The organism is Nonlabens sp. (assembly GCF_051251825.1).
Classification (GTDB): Bacteria; Bacteroidota; Bacteroidia; order Flavobacteriales; family Flavobacteriaceae; genus Nonlabens.
Genome location: NZ_JBPOGG010000006.1, coordinates 82,388 through 102,965, shown reverse-complemented (window position 1 = coordinate 102,965; position 20,578 = coordinate 82,388). Strand labels below are relative to the sequence as shown.

The 20,578-nt window shown below is 35.3% G+C and carries 21 protein-coding genes; 19 read left to right on the top strand and 2 right to left on the bottom strand.

Annotated features, from left to right (window positions below):
- The first annotated feature begins 14 nt into the window (after nucleotides 1–14).
- Nucleotides 15–431, top strand: a complete 417-nt coding sequence (locus tag ACSHWW_RS09250; RefSeq protein WP_435682160.1) for a hypothetical protein — start codon at nucleotides 15–17, stop codon at nucleotides 429–431.
- Between the two features lie 44 nt (nucleotides 432–475).
- On the opposite strand, the gene ACSHWW_RS09245 is transcribed toward ACSHWW_RS09250, so the two are convergent.
- On the bottom strand, nucleotides 476–1,414 hold the full coding sequence (locus tag ACSHWW_RS09245; RefSeq protein ID WP_435682159.1) for a LysR substrate-binding domain-containing protein: 939 nt from the start codon (nucleotides 1,412–1,414) through the stop codon (nucleotides 476–478).
- A gap of 173 nt (nucleotides 1,415–1,587) precedes the next feature.
- Here ACSHWW_RS09245 and ACSHWW_RS09240 point away from each other — a divergent pair, with 173 nt between their 5' ends.
- The 18 genes from ACSHWW_RS09240 to ACSHWW_RS09155 all read left to right on the top strand — a co-directional run bounded on the left by ACSHWW_RS09240 (nucleotide 1,588) and on the right by ACSHWW_RS09155 (nucleotide 18,178).
- Complete coding sequence (locus ACSHWW_RS09240; RefSeq protein WP_435682158.1) at nucleotides 1,588–2,034, top strand: c-type cytochrome; 447 nt, start codon at nucleotides 1,588–1,590, stop codon at nucleotides 2,032–2,034.
- Nucleotides 2,035–2,694 (top strand): hypothetical protein, encoded by a 660-nt coding sequence (locus ACSHWW_RS09235; RefSeq protein ID WP_435682157.1) that lies wholly within the window; start codon nucleotides 2,035–2,037, stop codon nucleotides 2,692–2,694. It abuts the gene before it with no gap.
- Between the two features lie 31 nt (nucleotides 2,695–2,725).
- On the top strand, nucleotides 2,726–2,794 hold the full coding sequence (locus ACSHWW_RS09230; RefSeq protein WP_435682258.1) for an SVM family protein: 69 nt from the start codon (nucleotides 2,726–2,728) through the stop codon (nucleotides 2,792–2,794).
- 96 nt (nucleotides 2,795–2,890) lie between these two features.
- Nucleotides 2,891–3,430 (top strand): NADPH-dependent FMN reductase, encoded by a 540-nt coding sequence (locus ACSHWW_RS09225; protein ID WP_435682156.1) that lies wholly within the window; start codon nucleotides 2,891–2,893, stop codon nucleotides 3,428–3,430.
- A gap of 4 nt (nucleotides 3,431–3,434) precedes the next feature.
- Nucleotides 3,435–3,935 (top strand): thiol peroxidase, encoded by a 501-nt coding sequence (gene tpx / locus ACSHWW_RS09220; protein ID WP_435682155.1) that lies wholly within the window; start codon nucleotides 3,435–3,437, stop codon nucleotides 3,933–3,935.
- A complete protein-coding gene (locus ACSHWW_RS09215) occupies nucleotides 3,936–4,310 on the top strand; it encodes a diacylglycerol kinase (RefSeq protein WP_435682154.1) in 375 nt (124 codons plus the stop codon).
- A 139-nt stretch (nucleotides 4,311–4,449) separates the two neighbouring features.
- Entirely contained in the window at nucleotides 4,450–6,864 is a 2,415-nt protein-coding gene (locus ACSHWW_RS09210) for a DNA translocase FtsK (protein WP_435682153.1), read from the top strand.
- A 4-nt stretch (nucleotides 6,865–6,868) separates the two neighbouring features.
- Entirely contained in the window at nucleotides 6,869–7,507 is a 639-nt protein-coding gene (locus ACSHWW_RS09205) for a LolA family protein (RefSeq protein WP_435682152.1), read from the top strand.
- 1 nt (nucleotide 7,508) lies between these two features.
- Nucleotides 7,509–8,954 carry an LptF/LptG family permease gene (locus ACSHWW_RS09200; protein WP_435682151.1) on the top strand — a complete coding sequence of 482 codons (1,446 nt, stop codon included), beginning with the start codon at nucleotides 7,509–7,511 and terminating at the stop codon, nucleotides 8,952–8,954.
- 29 nt (nucleotides 8,955–8,983) lie between these two features.
- Nucleotides 8,984–10,132 carry a 3,4-dihydroxy-2-butanone-4-phosphate synthase gene (gene ribB / locus ACSHWW_RS09195; protein WP_435682257.1) on the top strand — a complete coding sequence of 383 codons (1,149 nt, stop codon included), beginning with the start codon at nucleotides 8,984–8,986 and terminating at the stop codon, nucleotides 10,130–10,132.
- A gap of 2 nt (nucleotides 10,133–10,134) precedes the next feature.
- Nucleotides 10,135–10,947, top strand: a complete 813-nt coding sequence (murQ, locus tag ACSHWW_RS09190) for an N-acetylmuramic acid 6-phosphate etherase (protein ID WP_435682150.1) — start codon at nucleotides 10,135–10,137, stop codon at nucleotides 10,945–10,947.
- Nucleotides 10,947–11,186 (top strand): DUF6095 family protein, encoded by a 240-nt coding sequence (locus tag ACSHWW_RS09185; RefSeq protein WP_435682149.1) that lies wholly within the window; start codon nucleotides 10,947–10,949, stop codon nucleotides 11,184–11,186. Before murQ ends, ACSHWW_RS09185 begins: the two co-directional genes overlap by 1 nt.
- 77 nt (nucleotides 11,187–11,263) lie before the next feature.
- On the top strand, nucleotides 11,264–12,034 hold the full coding sequence (locus ACSHWW_RS09180) for a hypothetical protein (protein ID WP_435682148.1): 771 nt from the start codon (nucleotides 11,264–11,266) through the stop codon (nucleotides 12,032–12,034).
- Nucleotides 12,035–12,216: 182 nt separating this feature from the next.
- Nucleotides 12,217–12,948 carry a hypothetical protein gene (locus ACSHWW_RS09175; protein ID WP_435682147.1) on the top strand — a complete coding sequence of 244 codons (732 nt, stop codon included), beginning with the start codon at nucleotides 12,217–12,219 and terminating at the stop codon, nucleotides 12,946–12,948.
- A gap of 137 nt (nucleotides 12,949–13,085) precedes the next feature.
- Nucleotides 13,086–14,777, top strand: a complete 1,692-nt coding sequence (locus ACSHWW_RS09170; RefSeq protein WP_435682146.1) for an OstA-like protein — start codon at nucleotides 13,086–13,088, stop codon at nucleotides 14,775–14,777.
- Nucleotides 14,778–14,779: 2 nt separating this feature from the next.
- Nucleotides 14,780–15,961, top strand: coding sequence for an aspartate aminotransferase family protein (locus ACSHWW_RS09165; protein WP_435682145.1), 1,182 nt, complete (start codon nucleotides 14,780–14,782; stop codon nucleotides 15,959–15,961).
- 111 nt (nucleotides 15,962–16,072) lie between these two features.
- The gene (locus ACSHWW_RS09160; RefSeq protein WP_435682144.1) at nucleotides 16,073–17,452 is read left to right on the top strand and encodes a tetratricopeptide repeat protein; all 1,380 of its coding nucleotides are present in this window, start codon (nucleotides 16,073–16,075) and stop codon (nucleotides 17,450–17,452) included.
- 6 nt (nucleotides 17,453–17,458) lie between these two features.
- The gene (locus tag ACSHWW_RS09155) at nucleotides 17,459–18,178 is read left to right on the top strand and encodes a tyrosine-protein phosphatase (RefSeq protein WP_435682143.1); all 720 of its coding nucleotides are present in this window, start codon (nucleotides 17,459–17,461) and stop codon (nucleotides 18,176–18,178) included.
- On the opposite strand, the gene ACSHWW_RS09150 is transcribed toward ACSHWW_RS09155, so the two are convergent.
- Nucleotides 18,175–20,556: a GumC family protein gene (locus tag ACSHWW_RS09150; RefSeq protein ID WP_435682142.1), complete on the bottom strand. Its 2,382-nt coding sequence runs from the start codon at nucleotides 20,554–20,556 to the stop codon at nucleotides 18,175–18,177. The genes ACSHWW_RS09155 and ACSHWW_RS09150 overlap by 4 nt on opposite strands.
- Between the last annotated feature and the right edge of the window lie 22 nt (nucleotides 20,557–20,578).

Here is a 20,578-nt window from a genome sequence, read left to right as displayed (position 1 = left end):
TCAATTCTACTTAAATGGGAATTCAGAAATTCTTTTATCAAATTACTACAAAGCCTAAAGATATGTTTCTGTTAGATGCGGCAGGAGCATTATTAACGGCTATTTTATTATCACTTGTTATTGCACCGTTAGAATCTACTTTTGGAATGCCAAAAAACGTTTTGTACATCTTGTCTGGTTTGGCATTTGCTCTATTCAGTTATTCAATAAGTTGTTACTTATTGAATAAACAGAACTACAAGTCTTTGTTACTTATATTGATAATAAGCAACTCAATGTATATTATTCTTTCAGCAGGAATGATAATTCTATATTCAACTCAACTTACGTTACTGGGGCTTTTCTATTTTATAACAGAAATTTTAGTAATTGCTGCAGTAATATTATTTGAGTTCAAAATATTTAAATTTTTAAGCAAGGATTTAAAATAGTGACAACTCTAGCCAAAAAGCCATTTTCAAAGTGGTTTTGAACACTACTTCTTAGCCACAGGACTTATAATCTGCACGTTTGAGAAGGCGATGGCTCCTTTAATGACTCCAGCGATGACTTCTTGCAATGCTTCAATAATTTGTAGTTTCAACTCACTGCGGTGATAAATTAAGCTCACCTCGCGCGCTGGTGATGGATCTTCAAAGAATCGTAAATTTTCTTTTTTACGGTCGCTTAAATCCATGGTGTTTAAATAAGGTAATAGCGTCATGCCCAAACCTTCATCGGCCAGTTTTATTAATGTTTCAAAACTACCGCTTTCAAGCATAAAGTGTTCATCTTTAGTATCGCGCGTACCACGACATAAATTAAGCACACTATCTTTAAAGCAATGTCCATCCTCGAGTAATAGTAACTCGTCTGAATTAATATCGGCTATTTTAATTTTGGATTTTTCTTTACCACCATTTCTAGGATCATAAGCTACAAATGGCTCATAATAAAGAATGCGTTCTTTAATGGTCTCATTATTTAAAGGCGTTGCGGCAATTGCGGCATCTATACTTCCATCCTGCAACGCATCTATAATATTATCAGTCGTGAGTTCTTCTATGCGCAATTTTACCTTAGGATATTTATTCACAAAGTTGCGCAGGAACATAGGTAATAACGTAGGCATAACTGTAGGGATCACTCCTATTTTAAACTCGCCACCTATAAATCCTTTTTCTTGATCTACTATATCTTGAATGCGCTCACTTTCGTTCACAATATTACGAGCTTGATTCACGATTTTCTTACCGGTTTCAGTGAGCTCGATCGGCTTTTTAGACCGATCAAAAATCTGAATATCTAACTCATCCTCAAGCTTTTGAATCTGCATACTTAACGTAGGTTGGGTTACAAAAACTTTGTCGGCTGCTTTGGTAAAATTTTGATATTGGGCAACCGCAAGAACATATTTAAGTTGAGTTATTGTCATGATAGATATTTTCTACAAAAATAACAAACTCTATGTGATTTCTCTATTGTAAAAACTTCCTTTTTTCTAGTCTATTTGTCACCTAGGTTGTAAATTTATTGTGGCATAAATTGATGAGTATACGCTTCCGCGAAAGCGTATAAATAACACTGAACTACCTTAATAATAGCGCTATGCTCGAACCACTTACTAAAGTCATTGCTTATACTTTCACATTCATGATTACCGCAGTCGCGATTTGTGTAGCACTTGTTCTGTATATAGGCAGCGTGCCTGGTCAAACGAGTACCGCTCAAGTTGCTATCATAGATGGCGGCGCGGCAAAACCTGAGTTTACAGACCTACAACAGCAAGGTGAAAAGTTATTTAAAGCAAACTGTGCTGCCTGCCACAAACTTTTTAAGCGCGCTATTGGACCTGGATTGTTAGGAGTTACGGAAAGATACGAAAGAGAATGGTTGTATTCTTGGATTAAAAATTCTCAAGCGCTCATCGCAAGTGGCGATGCAGACGCTGTAAAAATCTACAACGAGTACAATCAATCTAACATGAATTCCTTCCCACAATTGTCTAATGAAGATATAGATGCTATACTTGCATATACAGACGCTTATAAATAGATGAAACACGGAATTACCGCCTGCGAATGGTGCCTCACAGAATGTGTAAACGATCTACTGCAATGTAATAAATGTGGTGGACCGATTGCGGTTCTTGAACCATGGGTATTGCAATGTGGATGGTGTACGGCATCTAACCGTCGCGATCTTACTACAAATTGTAAAAGTTGTGGTGGCGAGTTGCCTCACATTCCTGGAACACCACGTTTGCCAGAACCACCAGTGGCGCCTCGATTTCTAGCGCCTGGTTATGAGAATAAAGTACGCTATTGGAAAAATGCCTCTTTTCTAGTAGGTGCTGGGTTTTGTATTTTTTTGATTCCTGGGATATGCCTTTGGCCTATGTTGCTTTTTCCGCTTATTGGGTTTTTTATTTTAAGATGGAGCCTCAAAAACTCAAAGCAAAAATTAAACGCACTCAAATCTGGAATTCCTACACGTGGAACTATTCTTAATGTATTTATAGATACCAGCCAGCATATCAATAATAGGAATCCGGTCCGTATCGATTATGAATTTGACACACCACAAGGAAAACATACCGATTTTGTAAACGTATGGGATGAGACTAACTTGCGCAGGCCTGAAGGTGAACATCTATGGATCGTCTTTAATCCTCAAAATCCCGATGAAAATAACATATGGCCGCCTTTGAGTTAGTATTCAGTTCCTAGTAGGCAGTCGGCACTAAATGTTTAAAAAAAAGAATCTTATAAAAACATTATCGGTTTGTTTATTCACATTTCTCTATGTGACTTAATTAATCGCCCACTAAAACTGATAACTGATAAATTAACATTTCCACAACTCATGATTAATGTAGGTACATCTATTTTTAACATTCCAAATAAAATTTATGAAAATCACCGCATTTGCAGGAAGCAATAGTTCTACATCCATTAATAAGCAACTGGTAAGTTATACGGCGAGTCTTTTTAATGAGCTCGATACTCAAGTGCTAGATCTTAATGATTTTGAATTACCTCTTTACAGTGTTGATATTGAAAATAAAAATGGCGTACCGCAAACTGCCGTAGACTTTTCAAATATTTTAAAAGAAAGTGATTTATTAATCATTTCACTTGCAGAGCATAATGGAGCTTATGCTGCTGTGTTCAAAAATCTCTTTGACTGGTTATCTCGAGTTGAAGGAACTAAAGGTTTTCATAACAAGCCTATCTTCCTTATGGCAACTTCACCAGGTGCCCGTGGTGGCTCAAGTGTACTAGAAATTGCAAACAACAGACTCCAATTTAACGATGGAAACATTCTAGACAGCTACAGTTTACCTAGCTTTTCAACTAATTTTAATAAAGAATCTGGAATAACTGATGTAGCTTTAAAAGCCGAATTAGCTTCCAAAATTCAAAACATAAAATCACAACTTAAATATTAATATTATGGCAACAATAACAATAGGCGGAAACGAAATCACGACTAATGGTTCACTTCCAGAAGTAGGATCTCAAGCTCCAGACTTTAAACTTAAAAAAGCAGACCTTTCTGAGGCTTCTTTAAATGATTATAAAGGGAAAAGAGTCATTCTTAACATCTTCCCTAGTATAGACACAGACGTTTGTGCAACATCAGTAAAGAATTTTAATAAAAGAGCGACTGAGCTTAATAATACTGCTGTACTTTGTATTTCTAGAGATACACCATTTGCTCAAAAACGTTTTGTAAGCGATGAAGGACTTGATAACGTTGAGAACTTAAGTGATGTGATTGACGGAACTTTTGGAAACGATTATGGATTAACCATGACTTCAGGACCATTAGCTGGTTTTCATTCAAGAGCAGTTGTCGTACTTAATGAAGAAGGAAAGGTAATTTATAATGAACAAGTTCCAGAGATTGCACAAGAACCTAACTATCTTGCAGCTCTTAAAACGCTACTATAATTGGCACTAGGAACATTTCTATATAAAAGATTAAAAGGTTGCGGCTATGCTTTTAAAGGCGCCGTGACCTTATTAAAGACTGAAGCTAGTATACAAGTACAAGCTTTTATAGCCGTAGTTATGACTATTGCTGGTTTTTACTTTGATATAACCGCTACAGAATGGATCATTCAAACCATTACTATAGGTCTCATTATGAGTCTAGAAGGAATGAATACCGCAGCTGAGGCTATTGCAGATTTTATTCATCCTGAGTTCCATGAGAAAATAGGACACATTAAAGATATTGCTGCTGGTGCAGTATTTATCACAGCCATAACCGCTGTTATCGTGGGATGCATTATTTACATTCCATATATCCAAGCGCTTTTCTAAGCTTAAACATTGAAAATCAAAAACTTAATCAATACATCTTCAAATATTGATTATTGTTAAATTCTTAGTTGACTATTAACTTAACACAATCTATTGTTAAGAGTACAATATTGTTATTTTTGTACGTTCACATTAGTGTATGGCCAAAAAGAAAACCACACCAAAATCACCTCGCAAGAAATTGACATTACCGACCGGTAAGCTCAGTCGCGTGCAGGAAGTCATTATAGGAAGCGTCCTCATGGGATTAGGAGCTATAATGATGTCTTCATTTATATCCTTTTTCTTTACATGGCGACAAGATCAGAGTATTCTTAACGATTTATCGCAACGTGATTTACCAGCTCAAAACTGGATCAGTAAAATAGGTGCTGGATTAGGAGATTTCTTTATCTATGATGGTTTCGGTATCGCCGCATTATCCATTCCTGTGTTGATAATTATCACGGGAATCTATTTATTTGCAGTAAAGAAGAATTTATTTACGCTTTCGCGAAAGCGTATCCTCAACCTATGGTTCTGGGGACTTTTACTCATGTTATGGATCTCCATGACTTTAGGGTTTTTCCATGAATCCAGTCCATTACTAGGTGGAAAAGTAGGAATGGAACTCAACGATTTCCTGCAAGATTATATAGGATTACTAGGAACAATAGTAGTAATGATAGTTCTAGCCATAGTGTACATGGTATTGCGTTTAAATATTACTCCAGAAAAAGTAAGCGCATACTTCTCTAAAAAAGCAACTGAGGTTAAAGATAGTTTTGAACCAGATCTCGTACCATCAGACGAGGAGAAAGATTGGGAAACGGCAACAATAGAAGGAAAAGCTGTGGTTGAAGAAATTCCAGTAACGCCCACTCCACTGCAAAAAGAAGAACTAGAAATCACTGTTCCAGAACCAGAGCCTATTCCAGAACCAGTTTTAAAGACCATTCCTAAAACTACCGAAGACGACGTAGATGTAGAAATAAACGCCGTCATAGATGAAGATGCCGATATTAATAGCAAGGCAGAAAAAATAGTTGAGGATTTTGGAGAGTTTGACCCTACACTGGAGTTAAGCAATTTTAAATTTCCGCCACTGGAGTTATTGAAGGATTACTCTGCTGGAAAAACGATTACGATTAACGAAGAAGAATTACAAGCTAACAAATTAAAGATTGTTGAAACGCTTAGTAATTATAAAATTGGAATTGCAAAGATTACAGCAACTATAGGACCTACAGTTACTTTATATGAAATCGTTCCTGAGGCTGGTGTGCGTATCTCCAAAATTAAAAACCTAGAAGATGATATCGCGCTTTCTCTTGCCGCACTAGGAATACGTATTATCGCTCCTATTCCAGGAAAAGGTACCATAGGAATTGAAGTGCCTAATCAGAATCCGTCTATAGTTTCTATGCGATCTGTGATTGCTTCTCCTAAGTTTCAAAAGGCCGAAATGGAATTGCCTATCGCATTTGGAAAAACGATTAGTAATGAAACGTTTGTAGTAGATCTTGCAAAAATGCCGCACCTTTTAATGGCTGGTGCCACTGGACAGGGAAAATCTGTAGGACTTAATGCGGTGCTTACTTCTCTACTCTATTCTAAGCATCCGGCTGAGGTGAAGTTTGTACTTGTGGATCCTAAGAAAGTAGAACTGACTTTATTCAATAAAATAGAACGTCATTACCTCGCAAAACTTCCTGATAGCGGCGAGGCAATTATTACTGATAATTCGTTAGTAATAAACACATTAAACAGTCTTTGTATAGAAATGGATCAGCGTTATGACATCCTTAAAGAAGCGATGTGTCGTAACATTAAAGAGTATAATGCAAAGTTTAAGGCACGTAAATTAAATCCAGCAAACGGTCATAAATTCCTGCCTTACATTGTTTTGGTCGTTGATGAATTTGCAGATTTAATCATGACGGCTGGTAAAGAAGTAGAAACTCCTATTGCAAGACTAGCACAACTTGCTCGTGCGATAGGAATTCATTTAATCATCGCTACGCAGCGTCCATCGGTAAATGTAATTACAGGTATGATTAAAGCAAATTTCCCAGCTCGTGTTTCTTTTAGAGTTCAACAAAAAGTTGATTCTCGTACTATTCTAGACAGCGGTGGAGCAGATCAGTTGATAGGTCGTGGAGATATGCTATACACCTCTGGAAATGAGATTATAAGAATTCAATGTGCCTTTGTAGACACTCCAGAAGTCGAGAAAATCACAGACTTTATTGGGTCACAAAAAGCTTATCCAGACGCTTATTTACTTCCTGAGTATGTAGGTGAAGAAGGTGGCACAAGTATTGATAATAACATAGACGAAAGAGATAGTAAGTTCAGAGAAGCTGCCGAAGTGCTCGTTATTGCACAACAAGGTAGTGCCTCATTATTGCAACGTAAACTGAAATTAGGTTACAATAGAGCTGGTCGTATCATTGATCAACTTGAAGCCGCTGGAATAGTAGGTGGTTTTGAAGGTAGCAAAGCACGACAAGTTTTAATTCCAGATCTTGCTTCTCTAGAGGTATTTTTAAACGAAGAAAAAAACAAAGGTTAAGACCATGAAGAATATTTTCCTAATAGTACTATTAAGCATCGCATCCATAGGTTATGCACAAGATGTTAAAGCAGATAAATTGCTTAAAGAAGTTGCTTCAAAATTTAAGAGCTACGATAATGTCATTTTTAATTATAAAGGAAACTTACAGAATGCTAAGTCTCAATTAAACATGGACGTACAAGGTGAAGCTACTTTAAGTGGTGAAAACTATAACGTAGAATTTATGGGAAGTACTTACATCTATAATGGTTCTAAACTCTATGTGGTGAATCGTGAAGATGAACAAGTTACCATTTCCACACAAACAGACTCTGATGAAGGACTTATTTCTCCTACTAACATTTTAACCTTTTATGAAAAAGGATATCGTGCAGAATGGGATATAGAGCAAAATGTACGTGGACGTAAAATCCAGTATATTAAGTTGACTCCTATCAAATCAAACTCAGAATACAAACAAGTTCTCTTAGGCATAGATATCAATACTAAGCATATCTATAATGCTATAGTCACTGAGAATAGTGGTACAAAAGCTACTTTCACTTTATTATCATTGAAGACAAATCAGCCTTTGGCAAAAAAGTGTTTCAACTTTGACCCTAAGGATTATGATGGTTGGGATATCGAGAACTTAGACTAGTTTGAAAATACTGGATAGATACATATTGACATCATTTATAAAGACGTTTTTAAGCGTCTTTATTGTTCTTATGTTTATACTTATCCTACAAGCCATCTGGCTTTACATTAAAGATCTTGCTGGAAAAGATTTAGATATGATTACCATAGCTAAATTTATGATGTACACCATTCCAGTAATTGTACCGCTTGCATTACCATTGAGTATTATTCTAGCATCTATTATGGTTTTCGGTAACATGGCCGAGAATTATGAATTTGCTGCTATGAAGTCTAACGGGATTTCCCTACAACGATCTATGCGTACTTTGATAGTAGTGGTTTGCGGTTTAGGTATTACATCTTTCTTTTTTGCAAATACTGTAATTCCTTGGGGACATTTTAAACAAGGTAATTTGCGGCGCAATATTGTAAATAGTAAACCTGCCATGGCGATAGGTGTAGGTACTTTTAACCAGATAGGTGATATCAATATTAAGGTAGGTCAAAAAACTGGTGATCGTGGTCAATTTTTACATGATGTGATCATTCATAAAAAAAACGTAAAACGTAATGGTAACTATACCGTTATAAAATCAGAAAAAGGAGAACTCAAAAGTTCCCTTAAATCAAATATCATTCAGCTCGTACTAAGCAATGGAAATTATTACGATGATTTATTTCCTGAAGACGCTCAAAAAAGAAGAAGTTCACCGTTTGCTCGTAGCTATTTTAAAACCTATACTCTTAATGTAGATGTTTCGGGAATTAATAATGTAAATCTAGATGAAGCTAGTGTTACTGATAATCACCGCATGCTTAAAATACATGAGCTACAAACAAGTATTGATTCATTTGCTACAAAGTTCAACAGTAATTTAAAGCTATATCACGAGACTCAATATAAAAGATGGGCACCAGAGGTTCTTAAAGAAAGAATTACTGATACAATTGTTAAAAGCGAAATTGCAGGAAACTTTATAAGTGAACTCAAGATTTATGACCAGCGACGTACCATTGAATCGACATTAACTAAAGTGAAACAGCAACGTGCGGCACTTGAAAATCGTGTATTTCAATTAAGCGAAGATTTAAAACGTATTGCCAAACACGAGATAGAAGTTCAAAAGAAGTTTGTTCTAGGAGCAGCATGTATTATACTCTTCTTTATAGGTGCACCGCTTGGCGCAATTATAAGAAAAGGTGGAATGGGATTACCACTTGTTATTGCTACGCTCTTTTTCTTAACCTTTCACTTTATCAATATTTTTGCTGAGAAAGCTGCGGTAGAAGGTGCTTTCCCAACTTGGTTAGGTGCATGGATGGGAACACTTATTATTTTTCCTATCGGCATCCTACTCACCTATCGCGCAACCACAGATCAAGGATTTTTTGATTTAGGTGGAGCTTTAGAATCAATAACTTCTAAGTTTAAAAAAAAGCCAAAGCATCCTAGCTCAGCGGCTTAATTCTTATCTTTGTGCAAAAGATAAAGACCATGACTACCGCTACTGAAAGAACTACTTCTATAAAACTAGACTCTATTGAAGATGCTATTGAAGACATCAAAAATGGAAAAGTAATTATAGTAGTAGATGATGAGAATCGTGAGAACGAAGGTGATTTCTTAGCATCGGCGCAATCAGTAACTCCAGAAATGATCAACTTCATGGCAACACATGGACGTGGATTGATTTGTATGCCTATCACAGAATCTCGTTGTAAAGAGCTTGAACTCGATATGATGGTAGTAAATAATTCTGATCCTATGGAAACTGCTTTTACCGTTTCTGTGGATTTAAGAGGTCATGGAGTTACTACAGGAATAAGTGCCGCAGATCGTTCTAAGACTATTCAAGCAATGATAAATAAAGAAACTCGTGGTCATGACTTGAGCAAACCTGGACACATTTTTCCATTAAGAGCTCGTGATGGTGGTGTTTTGAGAAGAACCGGTCATACAGAGGCTGCGATAGATTTTGCACGACTTGCAGGACATGAACCTGCTGGTGTTATCGTTGAAATCATGAATGGTGATGGAACCATGGCTAGACTTCCACAATTAGTAGATGTGGCAAAACGATTTGACTTAAAATTAGTTTCTATAGAAGATTTAGTCGCTTATCGCATGAAAAACGATAGCCTTATTGAAAAAAAGGAAGACTTTACATTGCAGACACGTTTTGGTGAATATAGATTAAGAGCGTATCAACAAACCACAAATCAGCAAATACATCTAGCGTTAACTCTAGGTGACTGGCAAGATGGCGATGAAATTTTAACACGCATGAATTCTACGCAAGTTAATAACGACTTGTTCAGCACGCTCACCTCTGAGGCTGATAGAAAAATAGACGCAATGTTTGAGCGATTAAATCAAGAAGGAAAAGGTGCTATCGTTTTTATCAATCAGCAATTCCAACCTGAGAATATGTTGAGTCGCTTAGAACAACTTAAAAATTTACAAGAAAATGGCGAAATCAAAGCGCCACGTAAGAATCTTGATAATAGAGATTATGGTATAGGAGCTCAAATACTTCATGACTTAAAAATCTCAAAACTTAAATTACTTACTAATAGCGAACAAAGCAAACGTATAGGAATGATAGGCTATGGTCTTGAAATTACTGAAACAATCAGCTACTAGATATGTTTACTAAAACCACAGAACAAGATTCCTTATATGATGGATTAGAACACATGTCCTCTACGGAGTTATTATCTTCTATAAATAAGGAAGATCAAAAAGTTGCTACAGCGGTGGAAAAGGTGATACCGCAAATTGAGTCACTTGTTCATGTGATTGTAGAAAAAATGAAATCTGGTGGTCGTCTATTTTACATAGGAGCTGGAACTAGTGGTCGATTGGGAATACTAGATGCCAGTGAATGTCCACCTACTTTTGGTGTTCCCCATGATAAAATCATAGGATTAATTGCTGGTGGAGACACCGCGATACGCATGGCCGTTGAAAATGCTGAGGATGATAAGAACCAAGCCATCGTTGATTTAAATAAATATAACATCACTCATAACGATGTAGTCATAGGTATAGCTGCAAGTGGCACTACACCTTATGTACTAGGTGGATTAAAAGCGTGTAATGCTAAAAAGATTGTTACGGGTTCTATAACTTGTAATGCCGGCAATCCCATAGCTCTTGAGGCTAATTATCCTATCACTCCTATAGTAGGACCAGAATTTGTGACTGGAAGCAGTCGTATGAAAGCTGGTACTGCCCAAAAAATGATCCTTAACATGATAAGCACCACCGTCATGATTCAATTAGGTCATGTAAAAGGTAATAAAATGGTGGATATGCAATTGAGCAATGACAAACTAGTAGATCGCGGCACTCGCATGATCATGCAGCAAACCGGACTTAATTATGAAAATGCTAACCGCGCATTGAAAGAATATGGAAGTGTGCGTGACGCAGTTAACCACATTGGAAATTGTTAATGGAACAGCAACAACCATCTACAGATAAAGACGTATTACGCAAAGGAATCACCAGACTTATGATGGCTATTCCTTTTCTCTTTGCAGGACCAGTTTTAATTTATTTAGGAGCTGGAAGTGATCACCCCATTATTTTCTTAATGCCTGGAATCGCTTTCTGCGGTCTTGCCATTCTATTTATTTTTCAAGGAATCAATACCATATTAGATTCTATGTTTAAAACTGACAAGAGAAGATAATAAGAACATTGAATCTTTCGTTAGATTAATGATAATTAAAATACGCTTTCGCGAAAGCGTGACACCAACCGTCTACCATGAAAAAAAGCACTCTACTCCTAGCGTTTATCGCGGTCTATGCATTATTAAATTCGTGTAAAGAAACTACCTCAAAAACTTCTGCTACAGCAATAGAACAAGTAACTGGTCAAGTTGAAGAATACAATGGCGATGCTGGACAATTGAATATCATGGGGTATTTTGTCGAACCTGAACTCGATGGAACAATAGATAATGATGGTAACATAGAACTAAATTTACCTACTGATTTTGACAAAATTTCTCAAAAAGCATTTGAAGAATACAATGCGCTTGCTGAGTCTGGCTATGAATTAAGCCCGATAGGAATTGAGGATGTATTCCTATCCCTAGAAAATGTAGAAATTAAAGGAGATGATGTAAAAGTGGCTCTTGCTGGTAAGTACTATGGATTTGAAATTTTTAATAATAATAGTGAAAAAGTAGGTCGTGTTTTCCCTGCATCATCTCGTGAGTTTATTATGAACATTATGAATGGAGATAAAAATCCACCGGTAGAAGGATACTATTACATGATACTATATAGTAATGGAAATACTACCATTACAGGAATCAACAAAGAACCACTAACTATTGATGAGAATGGTGAAGTAAATCTCTATACACAAACTTCATATGATGTCAACATATCTAAAGGTTGGAATATCATCAAGTACGCAGTAAGTGATACTATTGAAGATGATAATATGGAAATTCAAATAAAAGAATCTGCGTTTACGAGTGTAAAAAGAGATGATTTTAACTCAAATTGGTTGTATTTCCCGCTGTAAAAGGCCTAACATCGATAAAGTACATTAATAAATGTTAAAATCATTTTTATAACTTACTGTAAAACAGATCGTTGAAAATTCTTACGCAAATAAACGTTATTAAACACTTTATGGCGAAAATAAATTTATTATGCGAGTTTTTCATGGTGTAATTCCTAGTTTTACAATCTAAAGATATTGACATGAAAAAAATAATTACTTTATTTGCTATTATGATAGCTTTTGCAGCTTGTACTACAGAGGATGCAAACGTTGCTGATTATGAGGCACAGGTTATAGACAGAATGACTGACACTGATTTTATCAAGTTTATGGAAACTATCGCTATTGATAGAGGTGCACTTCCATACGAGTTAAGTCCTGATGATTCAGTTTATCCTTTTCCTATCGAGTCTATAATCGCTGTAGGTGAAGAAAAAAATCTTATAGTAAACCCTTCTAACGGAGTATGTGTTGAAAAATCATTAAGAGTAGGTGATGAACTGGTTGCAGAATTTGAAATTGAAAAATTTGCTGACAACAATGGCGTTGGTAACGGAGCTGGTAATGGTAATCAAAAATTAAGTTTTAAATACACTGCTCAACCAGGTTGGTACATATATTCTATTTCAATGAACATTGAAGAAAATTGTGATTCTACTCCATTATATAATGGTGAGCCAGATATTTGCGCATTCAACATTAGAAATTGCTTCTCTGGAAGACGTACTGGTGTAACTTATACATTTGCTGATAATTGTATACCTGAGTGTTCTTGTACTGCTGCTTATGTGGTAGTGTACAACCTAGATGCAAATGGATGTGTTGATCAGTGTGTAGGTGTATGGGTAGATGGAGACCAACTTGCTGGTAGTGCCACTGCAACTTCTAACAGTTTTTGTAAAAGTGATTGTGGAGACGCTCAAGATAACTAGAGTTTTTACTTAATATATTTAAAAGCGCTCTTTTAAGAGCGCTTTTTTTATGCTTCATAATTAAACAATTCTTCGCATCTAACGTTAGGATAAAGATGGCATCATTTTAGTAACTTTGTTTCCCTAATATTCCTTTATTGAAAAATCTTTTTTTTATAGTTTTAATTACTTTTATCTCGAGTTTTTCTATGGCACAAAATGAGCCAGTAGTAAACGATTCTATCATATATGTGAAAGGTGGTTATCAACTCACAGGATTAGATAAGTATCCCGATGCAGTTGTATATTCAAAATCTGATGCGCAGCTGGTTTACATTGAACATCAAGGTATTAAGATGTGGTGTGATCAAGCTATTTTCTACAAAGAAAAAAACTTTCTTAAAGCTTTAGGAAATGTAAGAATGAATCAAGGTGATACCGTAACCATGAATTCTAAGTATGCTGAGTATAATGGGAACACACAATTAGCATTTGCAGCTGGAAAAGTTAACATGCGCAGTCCTAACACAACTCTGGTTACAGATACACTTTACTTTGACCGCAATAAACAAGAAGCTTATTATCGCAGTGGAGGAACTGTAAGAGACACGGCGAGTGTTTTAAAGAGTCGTGTAGGTCGATTTTTTATGCAAGAAAAGAAATATCAATTTATTGATGATGTGGTCATTACAAATCCTGATTATACCATCGATTCTGAGCAAGTAAATTTCTATACAGAAACTGGTCATGCTTACCTCTATGGACCATCTACTATAACAGGAACCACTAGTACCGTATATTGTGAACGTGGATTCTATGATACTCGTAATGACTACGGGCATTTTGTGAAAAAATCACGAATAGATTATAACAATCGTACTGTCACAGGTGATAGTTTATATTTTGATAGAAATACAAATTTTGCAAGTGCTACAAACAATATTATAGTCACTGACACGATTAATAAATCCATCATTAAAGGACACTATGCAGAGGTGTATCGTGATAAAGACTCTGTATTTATTACTAAACGAGCTGTTGCTATCTCACTTCAAGAAGCTGACTCTGTTTACATACATGCAGATACACTCATGATAACTGGTCCCGAAGATAATCGAGTAATAAGAGGCTTTAGAGACGTGCGATTATTTAAAAGTGATTTAAGTGGTCGTTGCGATTCTATTCACACGAGGCAATCTACAGGATTAACTAAAATGATTAAAAATCCAGTGTTGTGGAGTGGTAAAAGCCAAATCACAGGAGATTCTATTCACCTACAAAGCAATGTAAAAACAGAACAGCTGGATTCCCTAAGAGTATTTTATAACGCGTTTATAGTTGATAAGGACACCATTAATGATGGTTACAATCAGATTAAAGGAAAGGAATTGATTGGTTTATTTAAAGAAAATGCACTACATAAAGTGAAAATCAATAAAAATGTTGAGAATCTACTTTATGTTAAAAATGATGATAACGAATTAATCGGAATCAATAAAGGAACCAGTAGTAAATTAAATATTACATTTAGTAATGGTGATGTTTCAATAATAACTCCTATAGGCAATCCTAAAGATGAAACTATCCCAACAGATGAGCTCCCAGCAAACGCAAGAACTCTAAGAGGATTTCAATGGCGTGGCGATGAACAGATAAATAGTGTGGATCAATTATTTATGGGTAAAAAGCCACCAGTTTTGACTAAAATCAAGGGATTGCCACTTCCTAAAATAGAAGAACCCTTTTTTGATGAAAACAACTCGGGAGAATTAAACGAAAATTCTAAGTTGAAACAAGAGAATTTGATTAATAGAAAAAATGATCAAGCTCCTCAATCTACAAAAAATTAAGATTGAAAAAAGATTTCTTTACATACCAGGCTCCTACTACTCCATTCTCACCAGCACTTGAGATTTCTCATGCTCGTGGGAATTACATATATGATATTAATGATAATGAATACCTAGATTGTGTTGCTGGAGTAAGTGCGCTGCCTCTAGGACATTGTCATCCTACAATAACTCAAGCTATAAAAGATCAGGTAGATTTATACATGCACGTGATGGTGTATGGAGAATATGCTCAAAAACCGGCCATAGAACTCTGTAAGAAGATAGCTAGTCACATGCCAGCGCCTCTAGAAATGACTTATCTAGTAAATAGCGGTACTGAGGCTATGGAAGCTGCACTTAAACTTGCCCGAAGAGTCACTGGAAAAAGCGAAATCATTTCCATGAAAAATGCTTATCATGGTAATACGATGGGATCACTCAGCTTAATGGACTATGAGGAACGTAAGGCACCATTCAGACCACTCTTACCTGACATTAAGCATATCAAATTTAATTGCATGGCTCAATTGAATTTAATCACCACTAATACTGCTGGGGTAGTTATAGAGAGTATTCAAGGTGGCGCTGGGTTTATCTTACCCAGTAATCGATGGATGAAAGCCTTGCGCAAAAAATGTGATGAAGTAAACGCATTACTCATCGTAGATGAAATCCAGCCAGGTATGGGACGTACGGGAACGATGTTCTATTTCACACAGCACGACATCATTCCAGACGTTGTAGTGACAGGAAAAGGACTTGCAGGTGGTTTGCCTATAGGTGCACTCACGGCAAGAGCAGTACATCTCAAGCAGTTTCAAGAATCACCTATGTTAGGCCACATCACCACATTTGGTGGAAATCCTGTGATTGCTGCTGCGGCACTAGCTACCTTGACTGAATTGGAGAATAATAATTTGATAGGAGCCGTTAAGGTTAAGGAATTACGCTTTCGCGAAAGCTTACTCCACAAAAACATTACAGAAATAAGAGGCACTGGATTAATGCTAGCTGCTTTACTACCCGACGATCGCTATACGGCTCAAATCGTAGATCGCTGTCGTGAAAAAGGAGTTATATTCTTCTTATTATTATATGAGAAAAGAGCTATAAGAATAACTCCACCGCTAACAATAACTCTTGAAGAAATACAAAAAGCTTGCGAAATTTTAAAAGAAGTTATTGAAGAATTTTATGACTAAAATGCAGGTATTACAGCTGTTTATAAAATGTTTATAATAGAATGAGAAGGATAATGAAAAGAATGGCAAATATTTTGAACTTAGTAAGTGAAGAATTTCTAAAGACTACCTATGCACTTTGAACTTAATAACGACGACTCTATGAGTATTAAAAAGTTTGAATCTATGTTGAAGTCAAACGAAGTTGGTTTTTTTGACAGTGAAGAATTTGAACAAATAATTGAACATTATCTAGAAGAAGGAAAGATGATCATGGCTCGTAAAGCCATACGATTAGGGCTATCACAACATCCAGCTTCAATCGAAATACGATTATTACAGGCAGAGGTTTTTGTGTTTGATAATGATTTTGATAAAGCTCATGAAATTCTTAATGATCTTTATGAATTACAACCTCATAATGCCGAGATCTATATTCAGAAAGCAAATATCTATTCTAAAACTGACGAGCATATCAAGGCTGTAGACCTTTTACAACAAGCGCTCGACCTCACACCAGACCAAGCAGATGTTTATAATCTTATAGGAATGGAATATCTTTTCATTGAAGATTATAGTAAGGCAAAGTTGAATTTCATCAAGTGTCTTGAACTTGACGACACAGATTACTCTGCACTTTATAATATTATATATTGTTTTGACTTTTTAAAAGAACATAAAGGAGCTATTGATTTTTTAAATCATTTTTTAAATAGCAATCCTTATAGTGAAGTCGCTTGGCATCAAGTTGGGAAACAATACTTTGATCTTAAAATGTACGAGAAGGCGCTCGCAGCCTTTGAGTTTGCAATCATATCTGACGAGCTATTTGTAGGTGCATACCTGGAGAAAGGTAAAGTACTTGAGAAATTAGGTAAGTATAATGAAGCCATTGAAAATTATCAAATTACATTAGAACTAGATGACCCTACCTCTTTTGCATATTTAAGATTAGGGAAATGCTACCAAAAACTAGGTGCAAATGATCTTGCTATCAAGTATTTTAAAAAGACCGTTAAAGAAGATCCACTACTAGATAAAGGTTGGATTGCAATTGTGGATTTTTATTTGAAGCAACTTAATTATCAAAAAGCATTAAAATATATTGAAAAAGCTACTGAAATAGATAGTGAAAATGCACTGTACTGGATCAAGTATGCAAATCTTAACAAGCGTTTAAACTTCTTTGAAGAAGCTGAGCATGGTTACCGTAGAGCAATTGAGTTAGGCAATTATGAACTTGAAACCTGGTTACAACGTTCTGACATTCTACTACTATTAGGAGAAACAGAAGCGGTTATTTCAAATTTACAGCATGGTCTAGAATTCTATCCAGAAGATCCTGAAATGGAGTATCGCCTTGCTGGAGCATTTTATAAAACTGGCCAAACTACTAAAGGACGTTTTCATTTACAGAACGCATTTAGAAATGATCCAGAATTTGTAATCATTCTAGAGGAGCTCTTTGAAGATGTACTTATTTTAGAGGAAGTACAATCCATTATATCTTAATATATCATGTTATTCTTCTCTAAAAAGTACTACCTAACTGATTATTTAGAAGGGTTCATAGATATTCACAATCATATATTACCTGCAATAGATGATGGAGCAAAGGATCTTGAGACGTCTCTACATATGATTGATTTGTACAAAGAACTAGGCTTTAAAAGTTGCATAGCCACTCCTCATACCATGGAAGACTATTATGGTAACGATGTGGATAAAATCAGAAATTGCTATCAAAATTTCAAAAATGAGAAAACATCATTTGTTACAGGCGCTGCCTCTGAATATATGATGGATGGTAATTTTGAAAACCTAATAGATACGGATCATTTACTATTTTTAAAAGAACGAATACTGTTAACAGAGTTCTCCTATTTTCAAAGGCCTCATTATGTAGAAGAAGTTGTTTTTAAAATGCTTCAAAAAGACATCTCTCCTATCCTGGCTCATCCCGAGCGATATAGATATATAAAATCTATAGAAGAGTTTCAAGATCTAAAAGATCGAGGATTTACCTTTCAATTAAACATGCTTTCCTTATCTGGTCGTTATGGTAAAGATGCTTTAAACAAAGCAAAGCTACTGCTACAGAACAATCTCTACGACTTTATAGCTACAGATGCTCATAAACCAGAGCACCTGAGTAAAATTAAAGAGATCAAGCTAGATAAGAAAATAACAGAATCAATTCAACCAGTTATTTTAAATACGATTGCTACTTTTTCCTAAAGCCCCATTTTCTCTTTGAACTTACCAAATAGTGTTTGTTTCTTATCGGCTGCATAGGTATAACCATATTTGTTCCCATAACCAAAGTTGGTAAGTTTTACGCTGTTAATGACCATAGCCACATTGTTAAGTTTTCCTTCTTCAACAGTATCAGCGACGAAGTCTAAAAGCGCTGTATCAGTATAATTTGCACGAGATACATAAACTGTAACGTCTGCATATTTATTAATAAGGAATGTATCAGTTACAACGATAGTAGGAGCTGAATCTACAATTACCAGATCATACTGCTCTTTAGCTTCCTCAAAAAGATTTTGGGTCCTATCTTGCATCCACAACTCGGCTGGATTAGGTGGAATCGCTCCAGACAAAATCATAGATAAATTATTATTGTCACCTACGGTCACGACTAAATCCTTCAGCTGTAATGAGCCATTGGTCAAGAATTCGGTGACTCCTTTAGTTTTTTTAGAGTGCGATTTAAAAAATCTATGTAATTGTGGGTTTCGTATATCACCACCTATAAGCAACACCTTCTTACCACTATAAGCAAATGTGTTTGCTAAGTTAAAAGCTATCATGGTTTTACCTTCACCTTTTACAGTTGAACTCACAAGAACCACAGGAGTTTTATTATGTGAAATCGTAGATATCTTGTATTGTAAATTAGTTCTGATGATTCTAAAAGATTCAGCAAGCACACTTCTATCATTAGACTCAATCATGCCATTATCATCGCTATCGAGTCTAGGTATTTCACCTAGAATAGATAATTGAGGTAATTTTTTCTCTAAATCTTTGCGTGATTCGATTTTGTTATAGAATAATTGTTTTAGATAAACCAGCCCTAAAGGAATTGCAATAGCTAGGATAAGAGCTGCTAAATAAATAAGCTTAGGTTTAGGTGAAACTGGTGTTTTGGAAAAATAAGCGGAGTCTACAATCTTTGCTTTTGGAGCAGTTACAGCTAACGAAATTGCAGTAGTCTCTTGTTTCTGACGAAGTAATAAATAAATCGCTTCATAAATCTCTCTATTTCTTTGAACGGTTCTATTCGTCTTTTCATTAATAGGCACTCTCGAAATGGAGGAATTGATGTTACCTAACTTTAATTGAATACTACTTTTCTCAAACTTCAAATTTGTCAAATAATTATTAAGTGTATTATTGATACCTTTTTTTAAAGCAGCTAATTCGACAGTGAGATCTTTAATCACTGGATTATCACTTGTTGAAGTTTTACTTAATTTTTGGAATCTTATAAGTTGTTTATTGTATTCTTCAATTTGGCTATTTACCTGAACATCTTTTAATCCCAACCCAGAGGTAGTAACGCTGTTTCTTAAATCATTAGACATAAAGTCCTTTAACGAACTTGCAATAGCTAACTGCGTTTCAACATTTAATAATGCAGTTTCTAATTGATTAATTTTAGTTAAATCAATAGATGTTTCAAGGTTAATATCAGTAACATTATTCTTATTCTTAAAGGACTGAATGTTTATTTCTGCAGTATCTAAATCTTTAGAAATATCACTCAAACGTTCTTGAATGAATTTTGCTGTATTTAAAGCTACAATATTCTTATCGTTAATGGCATCCATATTATACTCAACAATCAAGCGGTTAAGTAAGTCAACCGCTCGATCACCTACTTCGTCAGTAATAGTTAGATTAACTACACTACCTCTTCTTCCAGCTGTTTCAACAGTTAGTTTTGAATGATAGTTTTGTAATACAATTTCCTTAGGTCGGACTGTAACTTTTAAAATAGCGTCTTCAGAGTTAGATGACTTACTTATAACACCTTCATTTAACGTTGGTAGAAATGGGAAAAAGTTATTATTGACAGTTAGTAATTCATTGTATTTTCTTTGCACCCATTTTTCTTCTTCGTTCAATCTAAACTCAAAAACAGAGTCGTTTTTACTTTTAACAAAAAAATGCAGTGTCTGCATTGGTTCTTCTAAAGAATCATTGTAGACTGGAATGAGATTAATGAAACCTTGATCATAAATATCACTTTCCTTGACATTACCTTTACGTGAATAATTAACCGTCAAATTGTAGTGGTCAATTACATTATTTAAAAGCCTCTTAGATTTAAGGATTTCAATTTCATTTTCAACACTATTAAAGTTATTTCCAATTCCTATATCTCCTAGAACCCCAGTTTCTGACAATCCGCCACCATATGGAGTATCTTTAATAATAATAGATGCTGTAGATTGATATTGCTTTGTTGCGTATCTTAAGAAGACATACGCAGAACCCAAACAAATCAAAGCCGATAGAAAGAGCCAAGGCCAAGCTTTAAGATATGGTTTTACTTGTTCCCTTAGCGATTCTTCCTGAATGTTGGAATTAGTATTATTCATCTGTTATTATATCGAGTTAAAT

Bases quoted from the DNA above. Each gene is read 5' to 3' on its own strand.
- ACSHWW_RS09205 (WP_435682152.1), top strand. From the start codon at position 6,869: ATGAAGAATATTTTCCTAATAGTACTATTAAGCATCGCATCCATAGGT.
- ACSHWW_RS09240 (WP_435682158.1), top strand. From the start codon at position 1,588: ATGCTCGAACCACTTACTAAAGTCATTGCTTATACTTTCACATTCATG.
- ACSHWW_RS09235 (WP_435682157.1), top strand. From the start codon at position 2,035: ATGAAACACGGAATTACCGCCTGCGAATGGTGCCTCACAGAATGTGTA.
- ACSHWW_RS09250 (WP_435682160.1), top strand. From the start codon at position 15: ATGGGAATTCAGAAATTCTTTTATCAAATTACTACAAAGCCTAAAGAT.
- ACSHWW_RS09150 (WP_435682142.1), bottom strand. From the start codon at position 20,556: ATGAATAATACTAATTCCAACATTCAGGAAGAATCGCTAAGGGAACAA.
- ACSHWW_RS09160 (WP_435682144.1), top strand. From the start codon at position 16,073: ATGCACTTTGAACTTAATAACGACGACTCTATGAGTATTAAAAAGTTT.
- ACSHWW_RS09225 (WP_435682156.1), top strand. From the start codon at position 2,891: ATGAAAATCACCGCATTTGCAGGAAGCAATAGTTCTACATCCATTAAT.
- ACSHWW_RS09245 (WP_435682159.1), bottom strand. From the start codon at position 1,414: ATGACAATAACTCAACTTAAATATGTTCTTGCGGTTGCCCAATATCAA.
- ACSHWW_RS09185 (WP_435682149.1), top strand. From the start codon at position 10,947: ATGGAACAGCAACAACCATCTACAGATAAAGACGTATTACGCAAAGGA.
- murQ (WP_435682150.1), top strand. From the start codon at position 10,135: ATGTTTACTAAAACCACAGAACAAGATTCCTTATATGATGGATTAGAA.
- tpx (WP_435682155.1), top strand. From the start codon at position 3,435: ATGGCAACAATAACAATAGGCGGAAACGAAATCACGACTAATGGTTCA.
- ribB (WP_435682257.1), top strand. From the start codon at position 8,984: ATGACTACCGCTACTGAAAGAACTACTTCTATAAAACTAGACTCTATT.
- ACSHWW_RS09155 (WP_435682143.1), top strand. From the start codon at position 17,459: ATGTTATTCTTCTCTAAAAAGTACTACCTAACTGATTATTTAGAAGGG.
- ACSHWW_RS09175 (WP_435682147.1), top strand. From the start codon at position 12,217: ATGAAAAAAATAATTACTTTATTTGCTATTATGATAGCTTTTGCAGCT.
- ACSHWW_RS09210 (WP_435682153.1), top strand. From the start codon at position 4,450: ATGGCCAAAAAGAAAACCACACCAAAATCACCTCGCAAGAAATTGACA.
- ACSHWW_RS09180 (WP_435682148.1), top strand. From the start codon at position 11,264: ATGAAAAAAAGCACTCTACTCCTAGCGTTTATCGCGGTCTATGCATTA.